Source organism: Paenibacillus sp. D9 (assembly GCF_001188365.1).
Lineage (GTDB): Bacteria > Bacillota > Bacilli > Paenibacillales > Paenibacillaceae > Paenibacillus_O > Paenibacillus_O humicus.
Map to the genome: position 1 here is coordinate 72,189 of NZ_JZEJ01000001.1, position 22,115 is coordinate 94,303.

The 22,115-nt window shown below is 59.9% G+C and carries 18 protein-coding genes and 1 pseudogene; 5 read left to right on the plus strand and 14 right to left on the minus strand.

What is annotated here, in order from left to right:
* Positions 1 to 88 precede the first annotated feature (88 nt).
* Positions 89 to 1,327: an MFS transporter gene (locus VE23_RS00330; protein ID WP_049867042.1), complete on the plus strand. Its 1,239-nt coding sequence runs from the start codon at positions 89 to 91 to the stop codon at positions 1,325 to 1,327.
* Positions 1,328 to 1,676: 349 nt separating this feature from the next.
* On the opposite strand, the gene VE23_RS00335 is transcribed toward VE23_RS00330, so the two are convergent.
* Genes VE23_RS00335 through VE23_RS00350 form a run of 4 tightly spaced genes read right to left on the minus strand, consistent with a single transcriptional unit; the run spans position 1,677 to position 7,201 of the window.
* Positions 1,677 to 2,573, minus strand: coding sequence for an ABC transporter ATP-binding protein (locus VE23_RS00335; protein WP_049867043.1), 897 nt, complete (start codon positions 2,571 to 2,573; stop codon positions 1,677 to 1,679).
* Positions 2,574 to 2,577: 4 nt separating this feature from the next.
* A complete protein-coding gene (locus tag VE23_RS00340; protein ID WP_049867044.1) occupies positions 2,578 to 5,472 on the minus strand; it encodes an ABC transporter permease in 2,895 nt (964 codons plus the stop codon).
* Positions 5,473 to 5,508: 36 nt separating this feature from the next.
* On the minus strand, positions 5,509 to 6,528 hold the full coding sequence (locus VE23_RS00345) for an efflux RND transporter periplasmic adaptor subunit (RefSeq protein WP_048748169.1): 1,020 nt from the start codon (positions 6,526 to 6,528) through the stop codon (positions 5,509 to 5,511).
* Positions 6,512 to 7,201 (minus strand): ABC transporter ATP-binding protein, encoded by a 690-nt coding sequence (locus tag VE23_RS00350; protein WP_049867045.1) that lies wholly within the window; start codon positions 7,199 to 7,201, stop codon positions 6,512 to 6,514. Before VE23_RS00350 ends, VE23_RS00345 begins: the two co-directional genes overlap by 17 nt.
* 281 nt (positions 7,202 to 7,482) lie before the next feature.
* Between VE23_RS00350 and VE23_RS00355 the strand changes: the two genes are divergently transcribed.
* From VE23_RS00355 to VE23_RS00370, 4 genes are all read left to right on the plus strand, one after another.
* The gene (locus tag VE23_RS00355) at positions 7,483 to 8,832 is read left to right on the plus strand and encodes an ABC transporter substrate-binding protein (protein WP_373864519.1); all 1,350 of its coding nucleotides are present in this window, start codon (positions 7,483 to 7,485) and stop codon (positions 8,830 to 8,832) included.
* A gap of 108 nt (positions 8,833 to 8,940) precedes the next feature.
* Positions 8,941 to 9,831: a carbohydrate ABC transporter permease gene (locus tag VE23_RS00360; protein ID WP_021879304.1), complete on the plus strand. Its 891-nt coding sequence runs from the start codon at positions 8,941 to 8,943 to the stop codon at positions 9,829 to 9,831.
* Positions 9,832 to 9,854: 23 nt separating this feature from the next.
* The gene (locus tag VE23_RS00365) at positions 9,855 to 10,679 is read left to right on the plus strand and encodes a carbohydrate ABC transporter permease (RefSeq protein WP_373864518.1); all 825 of its coding nucleotides are present in this window, start codon (positions 9,855 to 9,857) and stop codon (positions 10,677 to 10,679) included.
* A gap of 223 nt (positions 10,680 to 10,902) precedes the next feature.
* A complete protein-coding gene (locus VE23_RS00370) occupies positions 10,903 to 11,634 on the plus strand; it encodes an SDR family NAD(P)-dependent oxidoreductase (protein ID WP_048748166.1) in 732 nt (243 codons plus the stop codon).
* Positions 11,635 to 11,834: 200 nt separating this feature from the next.
* Here VE23_RS00370 and VE23_RS00375 read toward each other — a convergent pair whose 3' ends face one another.
* The 10 genes and pseudogenes from VE23_RS00375 to VE23_RS27190 all read right to left on the minus strand — a co-directional run.
* Complete coding sequence (locus VE23_RS00375) at positions 11,835 to 14,243, minus strand: ABC transporter permease (protein ID WP_049867047.1); 2,409 nt, start codon at positions 14,241 to 14,243, stop codon at positions 11,835 to 11,837.
* A 5-nt stretch (positions 14,244 to 14,248) separates the two neighbouring features.
* A complete protein-coding gene (locus VE23_RS00380) occupies positions 14,249 to 15,007 on the minus strand; it encodes an ABC transporter ATP-binding protein (protein ID WP_021879301.1) in 759 nt (252 codons plus the stop codon).
* 94 nt (positions 15,008 to 15,101) lie between these two features.
* Positions 15,102 to 16,529, minus strand: a complete 1,428-nt coding sequence (locus tag VE23_RS00385; RefSeq protein WP_049867048.1) for a sensor histidine kinase — start codon at positions 16,527 to 16,529, stop codon at positions 15,102 to 15,104.
* A 22-nt stretch (positions 16,530 to 16,551) separates the two neighbouring features.
* Positions 16,552 to 17,250, minus strand: coding sequence for a response regulator transcription factor (locus tag VE23_RS00390; protein WP_049867049.1), 699 nt, complete (start codon positions 17,248 to 17,250; stop codon positions 16,552 to 16,554).
* Positions 17,251 to 17,505: 255 nt separating this feature from the next.
* On the minus strand, positions 17,506 to 18,897 hold the full coding sequence (locus tag VE23_RS00395; protein ID WP_049867050.1) for an aldehyde dehydrogenase: 1,392 nt from the start codon (positions 18,895 to 18,897) through the stop codon (positions 17,506 to 17,508).
* A gap of 29 nt (positions 18,898 to 18,926) precedes the next feature.
* The gene (locus VE23_RS00400) at positions 18,927 to 19,229 is read right to left on the minus strand and encodes an ArsR/SmtB family transcription factor (RefSeq protein WP_048748163.1); all 303 of its coding nucleotides are present in this window, start codon (positions 19,227 to 19,229) and stop codon (positions 18,927 to 18,929) included.
* A 177-nt stretch (positions 19,230 to 19,406) separates the two neighbouring features.
* On the minus strand, positions 19,407 to 20,396 hold the full coding sequence (locus VE23_RS00405) for an aldo/keto reductase (RefSeq protein ID WP_232317041.1): 990 nt from the start codon (positions 20,394 to 20,396) through the stop codon (positions 19,407 to 19,409).
* Between the two features lie 38 nt (positions 20,397 to 20,434).
* On the minus strand, positions 20,435 to 20,848 hold the full coding sequence (locus tag VE23_RS00410) for a hypothetical protein (protein WP_048748162.1): 414 nt from the start codon (positions 20,846 to 20,848) through the stop codon (positions 20,435 to 20,437).
* A gap of 6 nt (positions 20,849 to 20,854) precedes the next feature.
* Positions 20,855 to 21,064 (minus strand): annotated as a pseudogene (locus VE23_RS27795) (TetR/AcrR family transcriptional regulator); the annotation flags it as partial.
* Between the two features lie 259 nt (positions 21,065 to 21,323).
* Positions 21,324 to 22,115 (minus strand): MFS transporter (locus VE23_RS27190; protein WP_232316742.1); only part of this gene is annotated, 792 nt, incomplete at its 5' end.

The following is a 22,115-nucleotide window of genomic DNA, read 5'->3' on the forward strand; positions in this document are numbered from 1 at the left end:
CATTTCAACTTGGCGCCGTCTTGCATTCCATTTCCTGAGAATTGACGTATAATAGAGTTCATTCCAACATGGCCAGCCGCAGAGGGGAATGGATTCAGTGCTTCAATGGGCAAAAGGGAAGATAGGACGGGGGACGGCCGTTCCGCCGGAAAGGAAGCTGAGCCGGGATGCGGTCACCTCGCTGATCATCCATAGCTGCTTCCAGTTCGGGGCATCGATGTCGGGCTTGTTTCTTAACCTGTACTTGTGGAGGCTGACCGAGGACCTCGCGATCAACGGGCTGTACAACATCATCTGCTTTGCCATGACTCCGGCGGCGTTCGCCGCGGGCGGCTGGCTCGCCAAGCGCAAGGACCGGATGGCGGCCTACAGGCTTGGCATCGTCATGATCGCCGTCTTCTACCTGCTCGTCGTCATCGCTCAGGAGCGGGTGGCGGAATATTATGTCCTGTTCGCGCTGTTGAACGGAATATCGTCCGGCTTCTATTGGGTCGGCTACCTCGTGCTTCAATACGACGTGTCCACGGAGACGAACCGGATCCGCTATCTGGCGATCAACATGATCGCCTTCAATTCCGCCGGCCTTGCCGGTCCGGCGCTGGCCGGGCTGATTATCCGCAGCAGCGAAGGGCTGCAAGGGTATATCTTTATTTTCTCCTTGGCCTTTGTCATGTTCGCAGCCGCGGCCGCGATCAGCTTTCGGATCCCGATGCAGACCGTGCGCCACCGAACCTATTATCTGAACCTGATGGGCTTGCTGATGTCCAAGCACAGACGGTGGCGCAGGGCGTTGTACAGCTTCTTCGTCTTCGGCCTGTTCCAGGGCATCATGCTGTTCCTTCCCAATATTCTGCTGTTCCGCACCGTCGGCCGCGAGGACTGGGTCGGCTATCTCGGCGTGCTGTTCTCCGCCTTGACGGTCGCTACCGGGTATGTCATTTCCCGCTCCGCCCAGCAGGAGCATGTGCGCATCTACCTGCTGATCTCCTCGATCGGAGTTACGCTCGGGTCGGCGCTCCTGCTGCTGGACGTGAAGCTGTGGTCCGTCGCCGCCTTCATGATTCTGTTCTCGGTGTTCAACCCGCTCGCGGTCAACACGCTGACCTCGTATTATTACCGGCTGATCGGCCAGCTGCCGCTCAAGGGGCAGCTGCGCGTGGAGTCCGTCATCATGAGGGAGCTGTTCCTCAACGCCGGCCGTGTCGCATCGATCGCGCTGCTGCTCCTGTGGGCGGCCGACATGCAGCCGTCGTTCATGGCGGCGGTGCTGTTCGGCATGGCGGCGCTGCAGTTCACGCTGCTGGGACTGGTGAAGGAGCGTCAGTGAATCGAAAAGGAAGAGGATACCGTTGGAGGGACCCCCGGAAAGTCCGTTGAGAAGCTGATAACCTCTCGCTCAACGGGCTTTCAGCAAAATCTGGAGAGTTGATAAACAGCTTTCAACCGTTTTGGGTACTGCGAATAATCCGACAAAAAATGTTTTATAGCTTTCATCCACAAGTGTCTGCTTGCCAATCATCGACAGATGTACTCATCAAGGGCTCCTCCATCCGGAGGAGCCCTTTTTGGTTTCCGCTTCTTTCCCCAGCTTTGCGATACGCAGCCGCGGAGGTCTGACATGCCATGATGATGAAGATGCAGGAAAGCCGTTCGGTGAATGCCGCTTTATCCGAAGGCTACTTCCTTTCATCCGGAGCCGTCAGCCGGATCGCTCCATCCGCCAGCTCCAGCTTGACCTTGTTGCGGTCCTTGGCGCCGATGGACTCCAGGTAGGACGCCGGAACCTGCAGCCGTCCGGCTTTGTCGAGGACGGCGTATTCGACATGCGAATCCGCTTCGTCCTGCGCGCCGGAAGCGATGCCTTGCTCAAGCTCCAGCAGCTCCTGGGCATAGGACTTGCGGCGGATCATTTCGGAGGAGGTCTTGCCGTCGCGGATGGCGACGACCCGCTCCACCTTCCGGGCGAGCAGCGGATCGTGGGTGACGATGACGATCGTGATTCCCGTCGTCCGGTTCAGGTCGCGGAACAGATCGAGAATCTGGTCCGACATCCGGGAGTCGAGCGACCCCGTCGGCTCATCCGCGAGCAGCAGCCTCGGTCCGCCTGCCAGCGCGATCGCGATGGCGACCCGCTGCTGCTCGCCGCCGGACAGCTGGTGCAGTCTGCTGCCGCGGCGATGGCCGAGGCCGACCGCCTCCAGCAGCTCCTGCGCTCGATCACGGCGCGGCTTCCCGCCGAGCAGGAGAGGCAGCTCGACATTTTCCTGAGCGGTCAGGTAAGGAATGAGGTTGCGCGCGTTGTTCTGCCAGACGAAGCCGACACTGCTGCGCTTGTACTCGACGAGATCCCGCTCGCTCATCTTGAGCATGTCGCGCCCGTTCACGACCAGCTTGCCGGCTGAGGGACGGTCAAGTCCTCCCAGCATATTGAGAAGCGTCGACTTTCCGCTGCCGCTGTTGCCGATGATGGCCATCAGCTCGCCGGACTCGACCTCGAGATCGAGTCCCTGCAGGGCGAATACCTTCAGCTCGGCAGCCTTATAGATTTTGACGAGCCCTTCGCATTGAATCATTCCATCAATCCTCCCCGAGCTTGAGCGCTTGATGGATCCGGCTTCTGGACAGCATGATCCCGAGCACGGTCAAGCCGATCAGCAGCGTCATGCCGACCATCCCGTACAGCTTGGCGAAATCGCCGGCGGCAAGGACGACCCGGAATGGTGGGACGAGAGCTGCCGGATCGAATGCAAGCTGAAAATTGGGGACGAACAGGCGGCTCGCCGAATAGCCTGCGGCCATGCCGATCAGGACGGCCGTCCCCGATGTGAGAAGCTGCTCCAGGGCGAGCATGCCGATCAGCTGCCGCAGCGACAGGCCGACGGCCCGCAAAATGCCGTTTTGAAGCGTACGCCCTTTCAAGGTCAGTATCCAGTACAGCATGAACCCGGAGAAGGCGACGAGAATCGAGATCAGGAAGCCCAGCGTCAGGATGCCGTTGAGCGCCATGAAAAACGGATCGTTTTTGGCTCGCGCGAGCTCATCTCTCGTATTCGCGATGCTGGTCAAGTTCAGGCCGGCATGGGAAATGCCCTCGTAGAGCCGCGCCGTGGAGGCGCCGGGCTTCATCTTCAGCCAAACCTGATAGGGCTCTAGCGCGAGCTGGAACTGAATGCGCGACAGATGGCCGACGATGAGCATCGGCGCGCTGCCGGAGGCGGAGCCTTGAGAAGCCTGCAGGCCGTCCGCCGCTCCCGGATTCGGATTGAAGGATGGAAAGAAAGGCAGGATGCCGTATACGACGAACGGCTGCGGATCGATCTTGTCCCAGCCGGCCCAGATCGTGTCGCCGGGCTTCACCTTCTTGTCTTCGGCCAGCGTCTGGGAGATCAGAACCGCGCGCGGATCCGGGGCGATCAGATTGAGATAATCGGCCAGCGGATAACGGAGGATGTAGTCGCCGAACCAGGCCGTCTCTCCGAAATCGTCCGTATCGATGCCCATGAGCTCGGCGGTGCCGCCGCTTCCGCCTGCGGTGAAGGCGGCCTCCTTCTTGATGAACACTTTCGCCGCGTGTTCGACTCCGGGCAGAGCCGGGTAGGCGTCGAAGGGAGGCTCCGTATAATGAACGACAGGGGCGTCGGTCCCGGCCGCCTTGGCTTCTCCGCCGCCAGGCGAATAAGCCGAAGCGTCCGCCGGCACATCGGTCTGCCACGGGCCGGAGAGGACGAAATCCGCTCCGTTGCGGTACCGGATCTGTTCCTCGCGGTTGTTGTTGATCGTCCTGGCTGCCCCCGCGCTGAACACGCCGGAGGCGATCGTCAGGATGAGGAAGAGCATAAGGAATTGATACTGGACGAGAGAGCGGCTCACCTGGATCAGGGAAGCGTACCAGGCCGGCGGCCACCAGCGGCGTCCAAGCCTGTAGACGGCGGCGAGCAGCAGCGGGTAGAGGCGCAGCAGCAGCAGGCCGGCTCCGATCATGAACAGCGCGGGCATGACGAACTGAAGCGGATCGATCCGCAGGTCATCCGAGCCGAGGCCGAGCGTCTTCAGGCTGTTCAGCCGTTCCCGGAACGTATAGAGACCGTAGAAGGAGATGCCGAGCAGGATGATGTCCACGAAAGCTTTGCGCCATAAAGGCGTCTGGCCGGCTCTTGCCAGTGACTGCTTGTGGCCGACGATCGTGACGCGTGTGGCGGTGATGACGGGCAGCAGCGTCATGGCGAAGGCGATGGCGGCCGCCGCTCCCGAGTAAGCGAACGCCTCGGCGCCGACATGGACGGGAAGGCTGGAGCGCTGGACGAATTGCAGGAAGCCGCTCGATGCGCCGAGCAGCTCCGTCAATCCGGATGCGAGGTACGGTCCAGCCGCGAAGGCCGCTCCGGATATCAGGAGCCCTTCGGCGGCGAACGCAGAGATGATCTGCAGCCTCGATGCGCCGCGGCTGCGAAGGACGGCGATCTCGTTCTTCTGTCTGCCGGCGATGAGATCGGAAACCATGTACATATAGAAAGCGAGCATGATCAGCACCGGGATATTGAGGGACCACATCAGCGTGGCGAGGCGCTGCGACCGTTCCTCGTAGCCGCCGATCGCCGCGGCGGCCGGGACGTCGAACTTGGTTTGGCTGACCGGAACGAGCTTCGCTGCCGCGCTTCGGATAGCGTGATCGGTGTTCTGGAAAGGCTGTATATCGCGCAGCGTCATCTTCGTATAGTCCAGCACGAAATACCAGCTGGCGGAAAATAGGGGGGCCTTGCGGGCTGTCAGCATCTCCTGGGCGAACAAGCCTTCATCCATGACGAAGACGCGGTTGTAATCATCCAGCGACGGGTCGCGGAAGAAGAGATCGCCTTCCTGCTTGGCGCCGAAAATGCCGACGGGCTTCAAGCGCAGATGCAGGTCGAGGCTGTCGTCGTCGAGCTTGACGATCCGTCCCAGCACGAAGTCGAGCTCCCGCAGCGTCCGCTGGTTGACCATGACTTCATAAGCGCCGTCGGCATCCGGCCGCGGCGACGGCAGCCGGCCGTCGATCAGACGGATATGATTCTGGATGCCGCTGACGGAGCGGACGGCTCCGGTAGGCTTGAGCTGCTTGGGATCGGCGGCGGAGCCTTCCACCTCCAGCACCAGCTGCTCGGTCTGCAGCTCGGCCGCAGCCTGCTTGAGCGGCAGTCCGAAGCCGGGGATAGCCTCGTCCTTCATGAACCGGTCGAGACTGGAGACGGCCTGAAGCTTCTTATCCGGCTTCATGTCCATCAAGGTGATTTTGGAGAAATAAGTGCCGGAGTGCACCCCCGAATCCAGCTGCTGCCTTTCAAGATCCTTCACGAGCATACGGGAGAGGATGGCGTCGGAGTAGACGGGCATGGTGCTGACGAGGCCGGTCGTCAGCGCCATGCCGAGAAGCAGGCTGGCGGCCAGCCATTTGTTGTTCGCCATCTTGCGGAGAATCATCGTCAGCAGGGCCATGGCCGGGCCTCCTCTAAGAACGGGATAAGAGAGCGGCTATTGGAGGACAATGACCTGTCCCTCCTTCAAGCCTTTCAAAATCTCCACCTCGGTGGAGCTGGAGATGCCGGCCTCGACATCGGCTTCCCGCAGCCGCTTGCCGTCCTCCAGCAGCCGGACGAACGTCCGTCCCTGGTACGTCCGCAGGCCGCTCTTCGGAATGACGAGCGTATGGCTGCGCTGCTCGGTGATGATGAGGACGCTTGCCTGCGTGCCGATCCCTGCACTCTCCGGCAGTCCCTGGACGCTCAGGTACAGGGTGGAGGCGTATTTGTCCGCCAGCGCCTTGTTCGGCGTCTGCGGAGCCGAATCCGGCGTCTGCACCACTTTGGCCGCATAGGTCTTGTCCTCGATCTTCACTTCGGCCGGCGAGCCGAGCTTGACGCCGCCGAGATCCGCTCCGGAATCGATTCCCATCGCCAGCCGCAGCTTGGATGGATCCGAGACGACGGCGAGCGTCTGGTAGGGCGCGACGAGATCTCCTTCCTGAAGCGAGTCCGCGAACGTGACGACGCCGCTGAGCTTGGCGCGGATGACGGTATGGTCCAGCTGCTCCTTCAGCCTCTCGTATTTGAGCTGCTCGATATCCAGCTGCAGGCCCGCCAGCCGGCGCCCTTCCTTGTCGGATGAGGGCAACTGCTTCAAGGCATAAGCAGCGCGCTCCGCAGCCAGCTCCTGTTCCTTCACCTGCAGGTCCAGCCCGTCCACAAGCAGCCGGGCCAGCACGTCTCCGGCCTGGACGCTGTCGCCGGCCTGGACTTCGATCTTCTCCAGCCTGCCTGCCTGACCCGATAATTGGGCGCGGTCGGTGCGCAGGGATTCAAAAGCTCCGGTGCCGCCGACTTCTTTCCGGACCGTTCCTTCGGCAACTTCGGCCGTCCGGTAGTTTTCCGTCGCGGGCTTGACGAGGGGCGGCTTCAGCTCCGCTTCCTCGCGCGGAAGAAGGGAACAGCCGGATACGGCCAGGGACAGGACGAGAAGCGCGGCTGCAGCGGATCTATTAACGGACTTCGGCAATGTGGCCATCCTCCAATTCGAATACGAGATCGACAATCTCCATGACGGCGGGGTCGTGGGTGGCGAGTACGACGGTCAGGCCTTGCTGGACAAGCTCGCGAAAGGCTTTCATGATCGTCAGGCCGGTCCGGCTGTCGAGCTCGGCCGTCGGTTCGTCGGCAAGGACGAGCCTCGGCTTGCGGGCGATCGCCCTGGCGATGGCGGTGCGCTGCTGCTCGCCTCCGGACAGCTCGAACGGCCGGTGATGCATGCGTTCCGCGAGTCCGACCTGCTGTAGGGCTGCGATTGCGGCAGCCTGGCGTTCCTTGGCGGGCACTCCCGCCACCCGAAGCATGAATTCGACGTTCTCGTAGGCGGTCATGAGCGGCACGAGAGCGAACGACTGGAAGATGAGGCCGATTTCGGTGCGCCGGAGCTCATCCCGCTGGCGCCCGGTCAGCTTCGTGAGATCGCGGCCGCCTAGCTCGATGCTGCCTTCGGTCGGCGTATCGAGAGCGCCGAGCAGGTTGATCAGAGTTGTTTTGCCGGATCCCGATCTTCCCTTGAGGGCAATCAGCCTGCCTGCCGGAAGGGAGAGATCGATTCCCTTCAGCACGGTGACGGAGCTCTTGCCCCGGCCGAAGGTGCGCGTGATGCCGGAAGCCTGGAGAATAAGCGGGGAATCTGCGGGCATGGATCGTTCACCTCCCAAGGTTCCATTCCTTTACCCTTAATTTACTTCATCTGGGAACGGTTGCAAGGTCAGAATCCATCCCGGTTATGTCGGATCTTATGATCTTGGGCTGCTGGTTCGCGACATCCCGGGCGGCCGGAGGTGCGAAATCGCGACAACATGGGCCTGAACGTACTAAAGGGCCAAGTCCGGCCGTATGTTGGTATTGGCATTTCGTAAGCGTTTGCATCGTGAAGCGGATATCGGGAGGGGATTCCATGAGGCCAGGCAATCGGAGGCTGATGGCTGCGGGCGCAGTCGTCATGTGCACGGTGATGGCGATAGGCTGCAGCAGCCAGTCCGGAGACGGCGGCAAGACCAGCTCCGGCAAGACGACGGTAACCATTACGTACAGGGATGACGGAATCGGAGAGAAGGGCGTTCTGTACAAGTGGATCAAGGAGGTCGCCTCCACGTTCCCGGACAAAAGCATCGAGATCAAGCCGACTCCGATCCAGGCGTCGGAGGGCGATTATTTCGCCAAAATCGCGCTCGCTCTGAAGTCCAAGGACACCGCTCCCGACATCGTGACCGAGGATACGTTCATCCTCAACTCCGACGCCGCGGCGGGTTACCTGGAGCCGCTGGACGAGAGGCTGAAGGGCTGGAAGGACTGGAGCAACGGCTCCTTCATCGAGGCGATGAAAAAGGGCGTGACGGCCAGCGACGGCAAGGTGTACGGAGTTCCCTACAACACGGATTCCAGGGGACTCTGGTACAACAAGGATCTGTTCAAGAAAGCGGGATTGCCGGAGGACTGGAAGCCGAAAACCTGGGATGAGGTGCTGGACGCCGCCAGAGCGATCAAGGCCAAGGTGCCGGATGTCGTGCCGATCTGGATGAACATGGGCAAGGCGACGGGCGAGGCGACCTCAATGCAGACGTACGAGATGCTGCTCTATGGAACCGGGGAGAGGCTCTACGACGACGCCAGCGGCAAATGGGTCACAAAGAGCCAGGGAATCACCGATGCCCTGTCCTTCATCGAAACGGTCAACAAGGAAAAGCTGGGTCCCCCGCTCTCCAAGGTGCTGAATGGGCAAGCGGGCAATACGGCGTCGCGGGAGTACTTGCCGAAGGGCAAGCTCGCCATCTCGCTCGACGGCTCGTGGATACCGGGCAATTACCTCGACGGCGGAGCCGCCCCGTGGCCGGAATACAAGGATGTGCTCGGCTTCGCCCCGATGCCGACGAGCAAGGGGCAGGCGCCGGGCTCCATCACGCTGGCCGGCGGCTGGGCGCTCTCGATCCCGAGCAACGCCAAGCATAAGGACGCGGCATGGGCATTCATCCAGTACGCTCTGAACAAGGAGAACACCGCCAAGCTGGTCATCGCCTCCGGCAATATTACGGTTCGCGCCGACGTGTCCAAGGACCCGGCCTACACGAAGATGCCGTTCAACGAAATCGCTACCGATTACCTGAAAAATGCGGAGTTCCGCCCTGCGCAGGATAAATATCCGGAGGTGTCCACCCAGATCCAGGCGATGGTGGAATCGGTCGCGACCGGCACATCGCCGGCGGATGCGGCCAGCAAGTACGCGCAGGACGTATCGAGAATCGTGGGAGCCGACCATACGATGGAGAAATAACATGCCTGCCGCGGCCTCGGATCGCAAGAAGGTCCGGGGCATCGGCATCCGGGCGAAGCCGGCGGCGGGACGTCCGCGCAGCGGAATATCCGATAGGAGGGAACGACCATGAGCTCCATAGCGGCCGCCGTGCCGGGCAGGACGCGCAAGAACCGGACGTGGATCTACTTTTTGCTTCCGTCCGTCGCCATCATGCTGCTCTTCTTCGTCTATCCGATTCTGCTGACCTTCTTCTACTCCTTCACGAATCTGGCGCTGACCGGGGAATCCGCGAAGGAATTGAAGTTCATCGGCATCGACAATTACACGCATATGTTCAAGGATCCGACGGTGCGGACGGGCATCTGGAACACGATCGTCTTCCTGTTGGGATCGGCGGTCATCGGCCAGCAGGTGCTGGGCTTTCTGATCGCGCTGCTCATGAAGCGCAAGAACAAGACGTTCCGTCGCATCATCGGCACGGTCGTGCTGGCGGGATGGGTGACGCCGGAGATCGTATGCGCGTTATGCCTGTACAGCTTTTTCGGAGACGAAGGCACGCTCAACGCCATCCTCGGATTTGTCGGAGCGAAAGGAATCGCCTGGCTGTACACGATGCCCATGTTCACGGTCATTCTGGCGAACATCTGGCATGGCACCGCCTTCTCCATGCTTGTGTTCCAGGCAGCGCTGGACGATGTGCCGAGCGAGATCGAGGAGGCTGCCGTCGTGGACGGCGCTTCGAGATGGCAGATTCTGATCCGGATTACGATTCCGTACATCAAGGATTCCATCACGACCAATATGATGCTCGTGACGCTGCAGACGCTGGGAGTGTTCGGCCTCATCTACGCGATGACAGGAGGCGGGCCCGGCACGGCGACGACGACGCTGCCGATCTTCATGTACAATCAGGCCTTCGTCAATTATCAGCTCGGATACGGAACCGCCATCTCGCTGCTGCTCCTGCTGATCGGAATCGTGCTGAGCCTGTTCTACATCCGTTCGATGAAGTCTTAAGGAGAATCCGCCCTATGAAGAGGATGAAACGCAAGCATGCGGTCCGGATGGTTCCCTATGCCATCCTGGCCGCCATCGGCCTTTGCTTTGTTCTGCCCCTTTTGTGGGTGCTGGTCGCGTCCGTGGACCCCAATGCGATGCAGACGCTGAAGATGCCAAGCCGCCTGACCGGAGGGAATTACGCGTCCGTGCTGTCGGACAGCGGCAACCAGCGCGCGTTCGCGATCGGACTGCTGATGTCGCTCGGCCAGGCCGTGCTCGTCGTGCTGCTGGCTTTGCTGGCGGCGTATCCGCTCTCCCGGTATCAGCTCAAATACAAGAAGCCGTTCATGCTGACGGTGCTGTTCATGACCTCGCTGCCGATTACGGCGGTCATGGTGCCCGTGTATCAGTTGTTCCTGAGCCTCAAGCTCTACGACAACGTATTCGGCGTCGTCCTGTTCTACGTCGCCTCTTCGATGCCCTACGGAATCTGGATGCTCAAGAACTTCCTCGATGCCGTTCCGGCCGATCTCGAAGAGGCGGCTTGGGTAGACGGCGCGTCCGTATTCGCCGGAATCCGCAAGGTCGTGGCTCCGCTCATGGTGCCGGGCATTTGCACCGTCGCGATCTTCACCTTCTCCGGCAGCTGGGGAAATTTCTTCGTGCCTTACATCCTGCTGCAGTCGCCGGGCAACTTCCCGGCCTCGCTCAAGCTGTACCAGTTTTTCGGCCAGTATGGAATGGCGGATTACGGCAAGCTGGCCGCCTTCTCGGTCATGTACGCCATGCCGTCCATCGTGCTGTACGTGCTGTCCCAGCGCTTCATGTCCAAAGGGTTCGGGCTGCAGGGCGGGACGAAGGGGTAGGAGGTTGCAATCGGATGATGCGGAGGGAGAGCGGAAAAGACGAAAAAGGGGCGGCAGCCTGCGGGATGCCGTCCTTTTTTTGCATGAGATCTGGCAGGATAAACCAAACTAGGAAGCCGGTTCGGAAATATCCTTTAGTACTGAATTAATAAGGGCGGCAAAGGGTAATGACAGGACAGGAGAGGCAAGACAGAAAAGACCAGCATACGAGGAGGAAGACAGCATGAGATTCAAGGATAAGGTCGTTGTCGTAACGGGCGGGGCGAGCGGAATCGGAGAAGCGACCGCGCGCAGATTCGCCGCGGAAGGTGCCTCGGTGGTCATCGCGGATTTCTCGGAACACGGACAAGCCGTGGCGGACAGCCTCGAAGCGGGACTGTTCGTCCGCACCGACGTGACCAGGGAAGATCAGGTGCAGGCGATGGTGGAGCAGACGGTCGCCAAGTTCGGCCGCCTCGACATCTTGTTCGCCAACGCCGGCATCGCCCATGACGCGCCTGCGGACAAGCTGGCTTCCGACGCCTGGCAAAAAACGATCGACATCAACCTGTCGGGCGTCTTTCTATGCGGCAAATACGCTCTGCAGCAAATGCTGAAGCAGGGCGGAGGCGGCGCCATCGTCAACTGCGGCTCCATCCACAGCCATGTCGGCAAAGCGGGAGTGACCGCTTATGCCGCAGCCAAAGGCGGCGTCAAGCTGCTAACCCAGTCGATGGCCGCCGACTACGCCGGCAAAGGCATCCGCGTGAACGCGGTCTGCCCGGGATATATCGACACTCCGCTGATCGGAGGCCGCAGCGAGGCGGTCACCGATCATCTCGTCGGCCTGCACCCGATGGGAAGGCTCGGCAAGCCGGAGGAAGTCGCCGCTGCCGTCCTGTTTCTCGCCAGCGACGACGCTTCCTTCGTCACGGGAGCAAGCCTGCTCGTCGACGGCGGCTACACGGCTGTTTGACGGAAGAAGAGGAGAGGCGAGTTCGTCATCGAAGGCGGCGCCACGGCCAGTAAGCCGAGCTTCGCTCAAGCCTCCGGGATAATGCCCGGATTGGGCTGGCACAGGCGCTTTGCTGAAATACCCCCCTTGGAATGGAAATCGGAACGTTCCGATCCACTCCCGAGGGGGGTGTTTTTATGGAAATATGGAGGGGCAGGCCGCTATTCTGCCGTCAGAATGCGCGGGGAGGTCGTCCGTATGGCTTTGGACGATGCCCACGAGCCCGCGAAGGCGGCGGCGACAGGAATGGATGCAAAGGCCGGAATTCCGGCCCAGTGGAGTATGACCGGCAGCTCGACGATGCCGTAGCCGGCGAGAACATTCTCCAGCAGGAGGGGCAGCGCATAAACGCCGACGAGGATGCCGAGCATGGATCCCAGAAGCGCAAGAGCCGTTATGCCAAGCGCGACGGACATCCGGATCCGTGTTGAGGTCATTCCGATGGATTTATAGATGCCGTAGGTTTTGCTCTCTCTTCGCATATTGATGCGGCAGCTGCTGTAAATAATGATGAAGGCCACGAGGACGAACAGCGCTCCGAGCAGGCTTATGGGATAGACAAGGATGTCGGCGGCTTCCTTGAAGACGGAATCCAGCAGCGTTTTCTGCGTCACGACGGAGGCGGAGCCCTTGAAGGCGGCGTCGAGGCCGCTCGCGACGGCTTCAGCCGCCTCGATGTCCTTGACGTTGATCAGAGACACGTCCATATCGTTGAAGGACGGACTTGCCGCCCGGACGGCCTCGATCGTCACCCGCGCCGAATACGAGGCGTTGGCGATCGACTGATAGACGCCGGTGATGAGCAGCGATTGCTTTTTGCCCTCGATGTAGATGTCCACGAAGTCGCCCGGCTCCTTGTCCAACGTTTTGGCCACGTTGACGCCCAAGGCGATTTCATTGTTCTGGCGGGGATTGCGCCCGCTCAAGGTTCCGAAGCCCATCTGCTCGTAGCTGCCGTCCAGGACGCTCAAATAAAGGCTCAAAGGCTGTCTGCCGGCCGCTTTGCCGCGGCCAGAGGGCTCCGGATTCACGACCGCGGTCCGGTTTCCCTGCCAGCTCGCATTTTTGATGCGGGGGTCGGCAGATAAGGCGCGCTCGAAATCGCTGCGGGAGAACGTGGTTTTATTGACGACAATCGCCGCGACATTGGCGGAGTCGTAGCCCCATTTCGCTGTCGTCTGCTGAATGTGGATGATGCTGTTCAGCAGGACATAACCGAGCACGAGCACGGAGGAGGCCGCCATCGTGAGCGCCAGCATGAGAGCGGAGACTTTTCGGTTCTTGATCAGGTTTCTCAAGCCGATGACCGCGAACACAGGCAGCCTCCCGAATTCAAGCCGGCTCGCGGCAGCCTCGTTCAACGCTGCGGCCCGTCTGCTTTCCGTTTCGGACATGCCGTACCGAATCGCCTGGGCAGGCTGGATGGAGCGGGTCCTGCCGGCCTGCCAGGCCGCGAACAGGACAACCAGGACGAAGACAAACAGTCCGACGAACATGGCCGTGCCGATTCCATGAACAGCCAGCTCCTCGTTTTTCGTCTTCAAGGAGGACACGGACAGGTTCAGAATCGCTTTGGACAGCAGGATGCTGAGGGCAAGCCCCGGAAGGATGCCCAGGCAGGCCAGCAGGCCGTATTGGCATACATAGGCGAGGACCGTGCCGCGGGAGGTCAGGCCGAGCGACTTGATCACGCCTATCGTTCGGTAGTGGGCGAGAATGGCGTCGGATAGGGTGAAGCCGATCGTAATCAGCGCGATCAGCATCATGACGAGCCCGAGGACAATCATGATGAAGCCGATGATCTGATTGATGATCAGGTAAAAGGAGGAGATGGCCTCGAACTCCATTTTTGTTTCGAGGAAAGGTCCGCCAAGCTCCCGCGCAAAGCGGTCCCAATAACCGGCTTGGCTGCTGTAATCATCGAACCGAAGCCCGATCATGCTGCTGTCTGTGCCTGGGAGAGGCGTCATCGAGTCCCGGTAATCGTCGCTGTTCATCCATATGCGGGCCGTATTGGTGAACGGCGCTCCGAAAGGGACGTCGATCACGACGGCGGAAACCCGCTGCTGCAGCTGCCCCGATCCGGTGTGGAAGGAAATCTTGTCTCCGACCGAAATTCCGTACGAATTGGCCATCGAGGTTGGAATCCATACCGTTCCCCTCTCCGGAGCATCGCTTTGGACGCCCTGCGCGAAAACAAGAGTGTCCACGAGCAGGGGCGGTTCGGGCGTATTCATCATGTACAGATAGAGATTGGGGGCGTCATGGCCGTTGTAGGTAATTCCGGATAGGGCCCGGAAGCGCAGCAGCCGGGAGGTTTCGACGCCTTGCTGCGCCTCCCACCATTGATGGACGAACTGCGGATCATGCAGTCCTTTCTCCAGCAATAGGAGCTGATGCGATCCATGGGTCTTGTCGTGCATGTCGGTGAACGAGCGGCCTGTGTTGGCCATGACGATCGCCGCCGTCGCGACCAGCAGGGTGGACAGCAGGATGAGCAGGGCGACGAACAGGTTTTGCGTTTTGCTGTTCTTGAGGCGGGAGCGGCACAGCAGCCAGATTGCAGCCATGGAGATCACTCCTTCCCGGTAACGAAGGCAAAGAGGATGGATTCCTTGTCCCCGGTGTCGCTGCCGTCATATTTGTCGAATTCGAGAATGCCGCCGACTTTTCCATCCCGGATCAAAATCAGGCGGTCCGCCCTGCAGGCAGCCTTGATATCATGCGTGACCATGACTACCGATTGTCCGGCCTGGTTGATGCGGGTCAGAATATCAAGCACGGCGGTGCCCTGCTCGATGTTCAGGCTGCCGGTCGGCTCATCCGCGAAGATGATGTCCGGCGAATTGATCAATGCCCGCGCTATCGCTGCGCGCTGCTGCTGGCCGCCGGATGTTTGCGAGGGAAGCCGGCTGTTCTGTCCGTCGATTTCCATCGCCTGCATCAGCTCGGCCGCTTTTGCTTTTACGGCGCTTTTCTTGCGGCCCGCGATATAGCCGGGCAGAGCGATATTGTCCCGGATGGATAGATCGGGAACCAGGTTGATGCCCTGATAGACATAACCGATCGTTGCCGCCCGGAACTCGGAAAGCTCCTTCTCGCTGTAATGGTCGATGCGCCGGTCGCGGAAATGCACCTCGCCTGCCGACACCTGGTCGAGTCCGCTGAGCAGATAGAGCAAGGTGGACTTTCCTGAGCCCGAATTGCCCATGATGACGGTGAAATCCCCTTCATAGATGTCCAGATCCACATTGCGGATGGCATGATAGGGCTCCTTGCCGGTTTGATAGGTTTTGCTGAGGTTTTTGGCGCGCAGGATCGTTCTTTTGGCCACGAAGCATCACTCCCGGATTGTCTATGATAAGGAGTGTACCTCCCGGATCTTTTAGAAAGCTTATCAACTTATTGCGGAAATATTACAGAGCCGATCACGACAAGGGCAAAGTGAAGGAAAAGGCCGTTCCTTGGCCCTGCTTGCTGGCGAAGGAGAGGGAGCCGCCGTGGGCCTCGACAATCGTCTTGCAGATGGAAAGGCCGATTCCGGTCCCTGTTTGGGGAATCATACCGCTGTCTGAAGGGGGTTGACCCCGGTAATAACGCTCCAGGATAAAGGGCATGTCCTGGGGCAGAATGCCTCTGCCCGTGTCGGACACGGTGATTTTCAGCTTGCCTGCCTCCAGTCCTGCATCCACTTGAATCGTGTCGCCGGGAGAGGAGTTCTTGATGGAATTGAAGACAAGATTGGAAATGACCTGCTCGATGCGGACGGCATCGATCCCGATCAGCACATTGGGCATATTCTCCGGCTCTACATAGGACAGGCCGCTTGTCCGCACATAATGGCCGATAGGCGTCAGCATCCGGCGGAATACGTCCCGGCTGTATTGCTCCCTGGGCTCCACAGCGATCCGTCCCAGATCGCGCAGGGCATGAAGGAGGAGATCCTCCGTCAGCCGGCCCATCTTATCGATATGGGACCGCATGACGCCGACATAGTCGAGCATCGTCTCCTTATCCGTGCAGACATCTTCGAGAATGGCATCCGCATAGGCTTTTATCGTCGTAATCGGCGTTTTGATCTCATGGGAAATGTTGGCGATGAGTTCCTTTTGCGCCTGATCCTGCTTGTTCTTCCGGATGCTCGAATGCAGGAGCTCCATCCGCATCCCGTCAAACATCGCATAGAGATCTCCCATCTCGCCCGCTTCCGGATAGGCGGCCGTCTCCCCGTAGTTTCCTTTCCGGATTTCTTCCGCATGGCGCTTGAGCCGGACGAGAGGAGATAGGAGGCGGCGGTCTATGCTCCATCTCATGTAGAAGAGCAGGCTGGCGATGGAGAGGAAAGAAACCGCAAGGACAAGCAGCAGAAGGGCGGGGCGAAGGGCGGATTCCGGCTGGACGAGCCTGTCCTTCGCCAGGAAGTAAATGGCGTTTCCGACCTGCTTTTGCGAAATTTCGTCCAAGACCGGAAAAGCGATCTTGAACTCCCGCTTGGCCGAATACAGGTCGTAGTGAAGCTCGCGGTTGGCGTTGTCCACTCCTGGAAGAAGGGAGTCGGACGAGCGGAAGGAAACCGTCCCGTCCAATCGGGCGTAGGCCAGGTCCACCTTGCTCGCGGCCGCCAGCCTCTTCAGCTCGGCCTGCGCCTCTTCGGTGCCGCTTCTTTCGTGGTTTTGCTCGAGATAGAGCATAAGCGGATTGACCGCCAGCCGAACCTGATTCATGACATGGGCGGGAGAAGGCTCCCGTTCTGCGGAGAAATCCTTCGCCGCCATATAGGCGGTGCTTCCGGCAAGCAGGAGAAGCAGCAGCAGGACAGCTGCCATCCATCGTTTGAACCCGTTGCGAAATGACATTTTTCATCCCCAGACGCATTTGTTAGTCGACGCTGAATTTATAGCCGACGCCCCATACCGTTTTGAGATAGACGGGATTGGAAGGGTCGGCCTCAAGCTTTTCCCGCAGCCTTCGGATATAGACGGTGACTGAATTCTCATCGCCATAGGCGGCATGTCCCCACAGCGCGTCCAGCAGCTGGGCTCTTGAGAACACCTGGTTTTTGTGGCTGGCCATATGGAACAGAAGCTCGAATTCCTTGGCGGACAAGGCGATCTCTTGCCCGTCTGCCATAGCTTTATAGGCTTTGCGGTCCAGCTCCAGTCCTCCGAAGCGCAGCCAATCCGGATCATGGGCCGGCGCGGCCAGGCGGTCATGCCGGCGGAAGTAAGCGTTGATGCGTGCCAGAAGCTCGCTTAGCGAGAACGGCTTTGTCATATAGTCATCGGCGCCGAAGCCAAGCCCGAGCACCTTGTCCGTATCGCTGGTGCGGGCGCTCAGAATGAGAATAGGCACCTCGCTCCGTTCCCGGATCTCGCGGCACAGCTCGATGCCCTCCATATCGGGAAGCATGAGATCGAGAATGACATAATCCGGCTGAAGCAGCTCGATGATCTTCAAGCCGTCCCGGCCGTTTCCGGCCACGGCGGCTTCATAGCTGTTGCGGGTCAAATAATCCCGCAGGATGCGGGAAATATCCTTTTCATCCTCGATGATAACAATTTTTTTAAGTCTATTCATGTGACCATCCTTTTCAGCATGCGCATGATTCCGATCATAATTTTTTCCTCGATATCCTTATTGTAGCCGATGCGGCGCCCGGTTGGACAGCCATCTGCGCGCAGCAAAAAAACCTGCCTCATGGACATGGACAGGTTTAAAAAATTCTCCATCGGCTGTTTTTCCGGGCCTGCTCTCCTGCCGGAGCGGAGAAGCTCGAGGAAAACGGGCAGCCTGCGTCTTTACGGGAAGAACACAGGCTCCTGCGAAGCGGCGCTACTTCAAAATCTTCCTGATCCACTTCAGCTTGTCTCCGTATGGCGGGTACAGGAAGCTGGAGTTGAACTTCGTGCTGCGCTTCATGACGCTCTTCTTGTGGGAGAACAGCTCGTAGCTGTGGCGCCCGTGGTAAGCGCCGATGCCGGAACTGCCGACGCCTCCGAACGGAAGCTCGGGATTGACGATATGGGAGATCGTGTCATTGACGCTGCCTCCGCCGAACGGCACGCGGGCCAGCACCTCCTCTTCCACCTCCTTGCTGGAGGTGAACAGATAGAGAGCCAGCGGCTTGGGACGGCTGTTGATGAGACGGATCGCTTCATCCAGGCTTTCGTACTCGAGGATGGGAAGCAGGGGGCCGAACAGCTCCTCCCGCATGGAAGCCGAGCGGTGGAAGTCGGCCTCCAGCAGCGTCGGCTCGATATAGAGAGAGTCCCGGTCTCTTTTGCCTCCGTGAAGAATGGTTTCCTTGTCCTGCTCCAGCACGTCCGCGAGCCGGTCGAACTGGCGGGCGTTCACGATCCGGCCGAAGTCCGGGCTGACGGAGGCATCTTCTCCATAAAAGCGGGTGAAGGCTTCCTTCAGCCGGGCTGTCAGCTCCTGCTTGACCGATTTGTCCACGAGCAGGTAGTCCGGAGCGATGCAGGTCTGGCCGGCGTTCATCAGCTTGCCCCAGGCAATCCGCTGCGAGGCTGTTTTCAGGTCGGCCGTACGCTCGACGATGACGGGGCTTTTGCCGCCAAGCTCCAGCGTGACGGGAACGAGATTTTTCGCCGCGGCCTCCATGACGATGCGGCCGACGGGCACGCTGCCGGTGAAGAAGATGTAATCGAACGGAGCCGCCGTCAGAGCTGCGGTCGTTTCCTTCTCGCCTTCGATCAGGCGGATATAGGAAGGGTCGAACGTGTCCCGGATGAGCTCCGCGATGACAGCCGACACATGGGGCGTATTCTCGGAAGGCTTGAGCACGGCGCAGTTGCCGGCGGCGATCGCCCCGAGCAGCGGCTCGATCAGCAGCTGGAACGGATAGTTGAACGGGCCGATGATGAGCACGGTGCCGTACGGCTCCCGAAGGATGCGGCTGCTGGCCGGCATTTGGAATATCGGGGTGCCGGTCCGTTCGGGCTTCGCCCAGCGCTTGAGCTTGCGCGTCATCAGGCGCAGGCTGCTGAGCGTGTACCCGATCTCGGACATATAGGCTTCGGTTTCGCTTTTGTGCAGATCCTGGTAGAGAGCCTCGCTAAGGCGCTGCTCATACCGGCGTATCGCCTCGCCAAGCCGGTTAAGCTGCCCGATGCGGAAGGCGATCGGAAGAGTGGCGCCGGTGGCGAAGAAGCGGCGATGCTCTTGAAGAACGGCTTCGGCATCAGGGGGGCTAACGGTATTCATCCAGCTTCCTCCTCGACAATAAGGATGGCTTACAGGCAGTCTTCTTCCAGTGCGGCGAGAAGCTTCTTCAACAACGCGGCGGAAGCCCCCAGGGTGATGGAGTAATGGCGCTGCGTGCCCTGCTGCTCGCAGGCGACGAGTCCGGCCTGCAGGAGCAGCTTCAGATGGTGGGAGACGGCGGGCCTCGAGAGGCGGAGCTTGTCGGTCAGCTCGTTCACGGTCAAGGTTCCATGCTCATGCAGCAGCATCAGAATTTCCTGACGGTTGGAATCTCCCAGCGTCTGAAAGACAGGAAGGCATTCCCGCAGATGCTGAAGCGCCAGCTTGCCCATGGGAATCTCCTCCTTCTATCTATAGTCCAAAGGTTTAAAAACTTGAACGGTCGATGAAATCATATCATGAGTGCCCCCGGTTCTCCAAACCTGCGGCTGGCGCCGAGAAGCCGGTCCGGGCAGCGATTTCGGCGTCCGATCCAAACATGCCGAGATCGCTCCCGGGCTTGCTTCCGCCTATTTCTTCTTGAGCACATCCCACGAAGCGGCGCTGATGGCTTCGATCTCGCTCCGTGTCAAGGAGAGCTTCATCGCGCTGACGTTCTCCTCCGCATGCTTGACCTTTGTCGCTCCCGGAATGGCGAACACCGTCTGGCCATGGAAATGAATCATCCAGCTCAAAGCGACCTGGGTCGGCGTCGCGTCATGCTTGGCGGCGGTATGCTCCAGCAGCTCGATGAGCGGGAGCGATTTTTTCAGGCCGGCAGCCCGGAAGCCGGAGCTCCACCTTCTCGGCCCCTTGACGGCCCGAACCAGCGCTTCGCTGCGATGGAATTTGCCGCTCAGCAGCCCTTGCTCCAGCGGCGAATAAGCGATAATCGCAACGCCAAGCTCCTTGGCCGTATCCAGGCTGTCATTCTGCTCGATTCTGCGGTCCAGCAGGCTGTATTTGACCTGGTTGGAGACGAGGCGAAGTCCATGCTCCTTGAGCGCCCGGTCCGCTTCGCGCATTTTGGCCGCGGAGAAGTTGCTGACGCCGACATATTCGATTTTGCCCTGCTTCACCAGTTTCGCCATTTCGTTCATTTCGCTTCTTGCCGACGAGAAGGAGAACGGCTGATGCACCTGATGAAGATGAATCGTGCGGTGATCGAGCATTTGCAGCCGGACCCCGATCGTCGCGCCGATGCTGCGGGCCGTTCGGAACGCCGGCCACCATTTTGTCGCAATATGGGCTTCCTCCGCCAGAGGGCTGTTCGTTTCCTTGAGCGCCTCCGCCAGCATCTGCTCGGATTTCCCGCCACCGTAAACCTCGGCGGTATCGAACCAGTTGATGCCTCCCGCAAGGCTCGTCTGGACGATCTCGACGATATCCGGCTTCGGCAGCGCGGGCCAAAACTTGCCGATCAAGCCTTTGCCCCCGCTGAACTGCCAGCAGCCAAGCCCGAGCGGCGAAAGCATCAAATCCGAGTTCCCCAGCTTGCGGCGCGGAGCCGATGTCTCCATATTCATCCCATCACGTTCCTCTCGTTTTGAATTCACGTTCAAGGCGCGATGCCTTTGAAAAACAGCTCGAAGCTGATCGCCATCTGGTTGGACAGCCGATCGTCTCCCAGTCCCTTGCCCCAGTAAAGCAGAACGCCGTCATACGTCTGTACGGCCAGATCCGCGATCATCCGGGCAGGGATGGAAGCGTTGATCTCTCCTCTGAGCTGGGCGGAGGCGATAATCCCGGCGAGCATCTCCTTGAAGGGCTCGTTTTTGGTTTTTTCCAGCTCCAGCAGCTTCCGGTTGGTCAGCGTCGATTGGTTCAATGCGAGTATGAGCGGACGGTCCGGCGGAAGCTTGCGGCACATATCCATCAGGAACTCGCGGACGAGCGGAATGATCGGACCGGGATGCTCCGCCAGCTTCGACAGCTCCTCGGCAGCGAACGTCAGCTGAATGTCGCAGAGCACCTCTTCCTTGCTTTCAAAATAATTGAAAAAGGTTCCTTTGGCTACGCCGGCATGATCGGTAATCTGGTTGACTGTCGTCTCCGCGTATCCATGCCGGGCGAACAGCTCCAGCGCGCAGCGGACGATGGCGTCTCGGGTCGCTTTTTTCTTCTCTTCTCGGTTGATCGGAACCAGCTCCAGACAACGTAAATTCGGCCGAAAGTGGACTGTATTGATTTATGACCCAAAGTACACGGTTTAAATGTCGCTCTACATACAGCATCTTTTTTTAAAAAAATCGATTCGTTGCAATCGAGCGGAACGAATGGTTCCATTGTATGCGGATAAATGACTATTGGTCAAGTTAATGGAATACACCCCAGCCGCGCAAGCGTGGAGCACGCCAGTTCGAAGCCCGGTTTTCCGATGCGCCTTCATCGGCATGCTGAACAAGCCCGGGATTGCTCCCGGGCTTGTTTCTTGTCCATCGAATTCGTCATACGGCTCCGGCTGTGCCTTCGCCGCCGCGAGTCTGCCTGGACGCAAGGCAGTACCAGGCCAGCACGGCCGACGAAATCAGGCTGACTCCCAGCAGGACGGCATAAACCTTGGAATAGCTGTCGGCAGCGGGCAGAGCGGAATAATGATGCAGCAGCAGGCCGCATACGGCGGTGGAGACCGAGCCTCCGAAAAACTGCATCAGCTGCATGAAGCCCATCCCCGAGCCGAGGGATTCTCTCGGCAGCAGCTGCGACGTCTCGTTGTTCAGCGATGCGGTCGAGGCCGATATGGCCGGCGAGAACAGCAGATAGCCGCACAGGATGAAGGCGGCGGAACGGGACACGCCGAGCATCTGGGCAAGCAGCACCCCGGCCAGCACGCCATGCCCGATGAGCAGGAACAGCCGGTTGCCGAAGCGGTCGATCCAGCGGCCGACGAACGGCGTGAGAATCGCGGACAGGACCGCTCCCGGAGCGATCGTGAGGCCGATCGCCAGCGGAGAGCGCCCGTACAGATCGGCCAGGGCGAGCGGCATCAGGAACAGATTGCCGAGGTTCATGACGAGCACGCACCAGCCGACGGCCAGCAGCTTGCGGTAGCTCCGGTTTTTCAGCAGTCCGGAATTGAGGAAGGGGGACCGGCTGCGGCGGATATGCCATACATGGACGATCAGCGAGAGCAGGCTGACGGCAAGCCACCACGGCGAGAGCCTCGTAATTGCGAGCAGCAGCGACAGCGCGTTGATGACGGTGAGAGCCGCTCCAGCCGCGTCGAAGCCGCTGGAGGG

Excerpts from the sequence above, each read along its gene's own strand:
- VE23_RS00330 (WP_049867042.1), top strand. The coding sequence starts at position 89 with ATGGATTCAGTGCTTCAATGGGCAAAAGGGAAGATAGGACGGGGGACG.
- VE23_RS00335 (WP_049867043.1), bottom strand. The coding sequence starts at position 2,573 with ATGATTCAATGCGAAGGGCTCGTCAAAATCTATAAGGCTGCCGAGCTG.
- VE23_RS00340 (WP_049867044.1), bottom strand. The coding sequence starts at position 5,472 with ATGGCCCTGCTGACGATGATTCTCCGCAAGATGGCGAACAACAAATGG.
- VE23_RS00350 (WP_049867045.1), bottom strand. The coding sequence starts at position 7,201 with ATGCCCGCAGATTCCCCGCTTATTCTCCAGGCTTCCGGCATCACGCGC.
- VE23_RS00355 (WP_373864519.1), top strand. The coding sequence starts at position 7,483 with ATGGCTGCGGGCGCAGTCGTCATGTGCACGGTGATGGCGATAGGCTGC.
- VE23_RS00360 (WP_021879304.1), top strand. The coding sequence starts at position 8,941 with ATGAGCTCCATAGCGGCCGCCGTGCCGGGCAGGACGCGCAAGAACCGG.
- VE23_RS00365 (WP_373864518.1), top strand. The coding sequence starts at position 9,855 with ATGAAACGCAAGCATGCGGTCCGGATGGTTCCCTATGCCATCCTGGCC.
- VE23_RS00370 (WP_048748166.1), top strand. The coding sequence starts at position 10,903 with ATGAGATTCAAGGATAAGGTCGTTGTCGTAACGGGCGGGGCGAGCGGA.
- VE23_RS00375 (WP_049867047.1), bottom strand. The coding sequence starts at position 14,243 with ATGGCTGCAATCTGGCTGCTGTGCCGCTCCCGCCTCAAGAACAGCAAA.
- VE23_RS00385 (WP_049867048.1), bottom strand. The coding sequence starts at position 16,529 with ATGTCATTTCGCAACGGGTTCAAACGATGGATGGCAGCTGTCCTGCTG.
- VE23_RS00390 (WP_049867049.1), bottom strand. The coding sequence starts at position 17,250 with ATGAATAGACTTAAAAAAATTGTTATCATCGAGGATGAAAAGGATATT.
- VE23_RS00395 (WP_049867050.1), bottom strand. The coding sequence starts at position 18,897 with ATGAATACCGTTAGCCCCCCTGATGCCGAAGCCGTTCTTCAAGAGCAT.
- VE23_RS00400 (WP_048748163.1), bottom strand. The coding sequence starts at position 19,229 with ATGGGCAAGCTGGCGCTTCAGCATCTGCGGGAATGCCTTCCTGTCTTT.
- VE23_RS00405 (WP_232317041.1), bottom strand. The coding sequence starts at position 20,396 with ATGGAGACATCGGCTCCGCGCCGCAAGCTGGGGAACTCGGATTTGATG.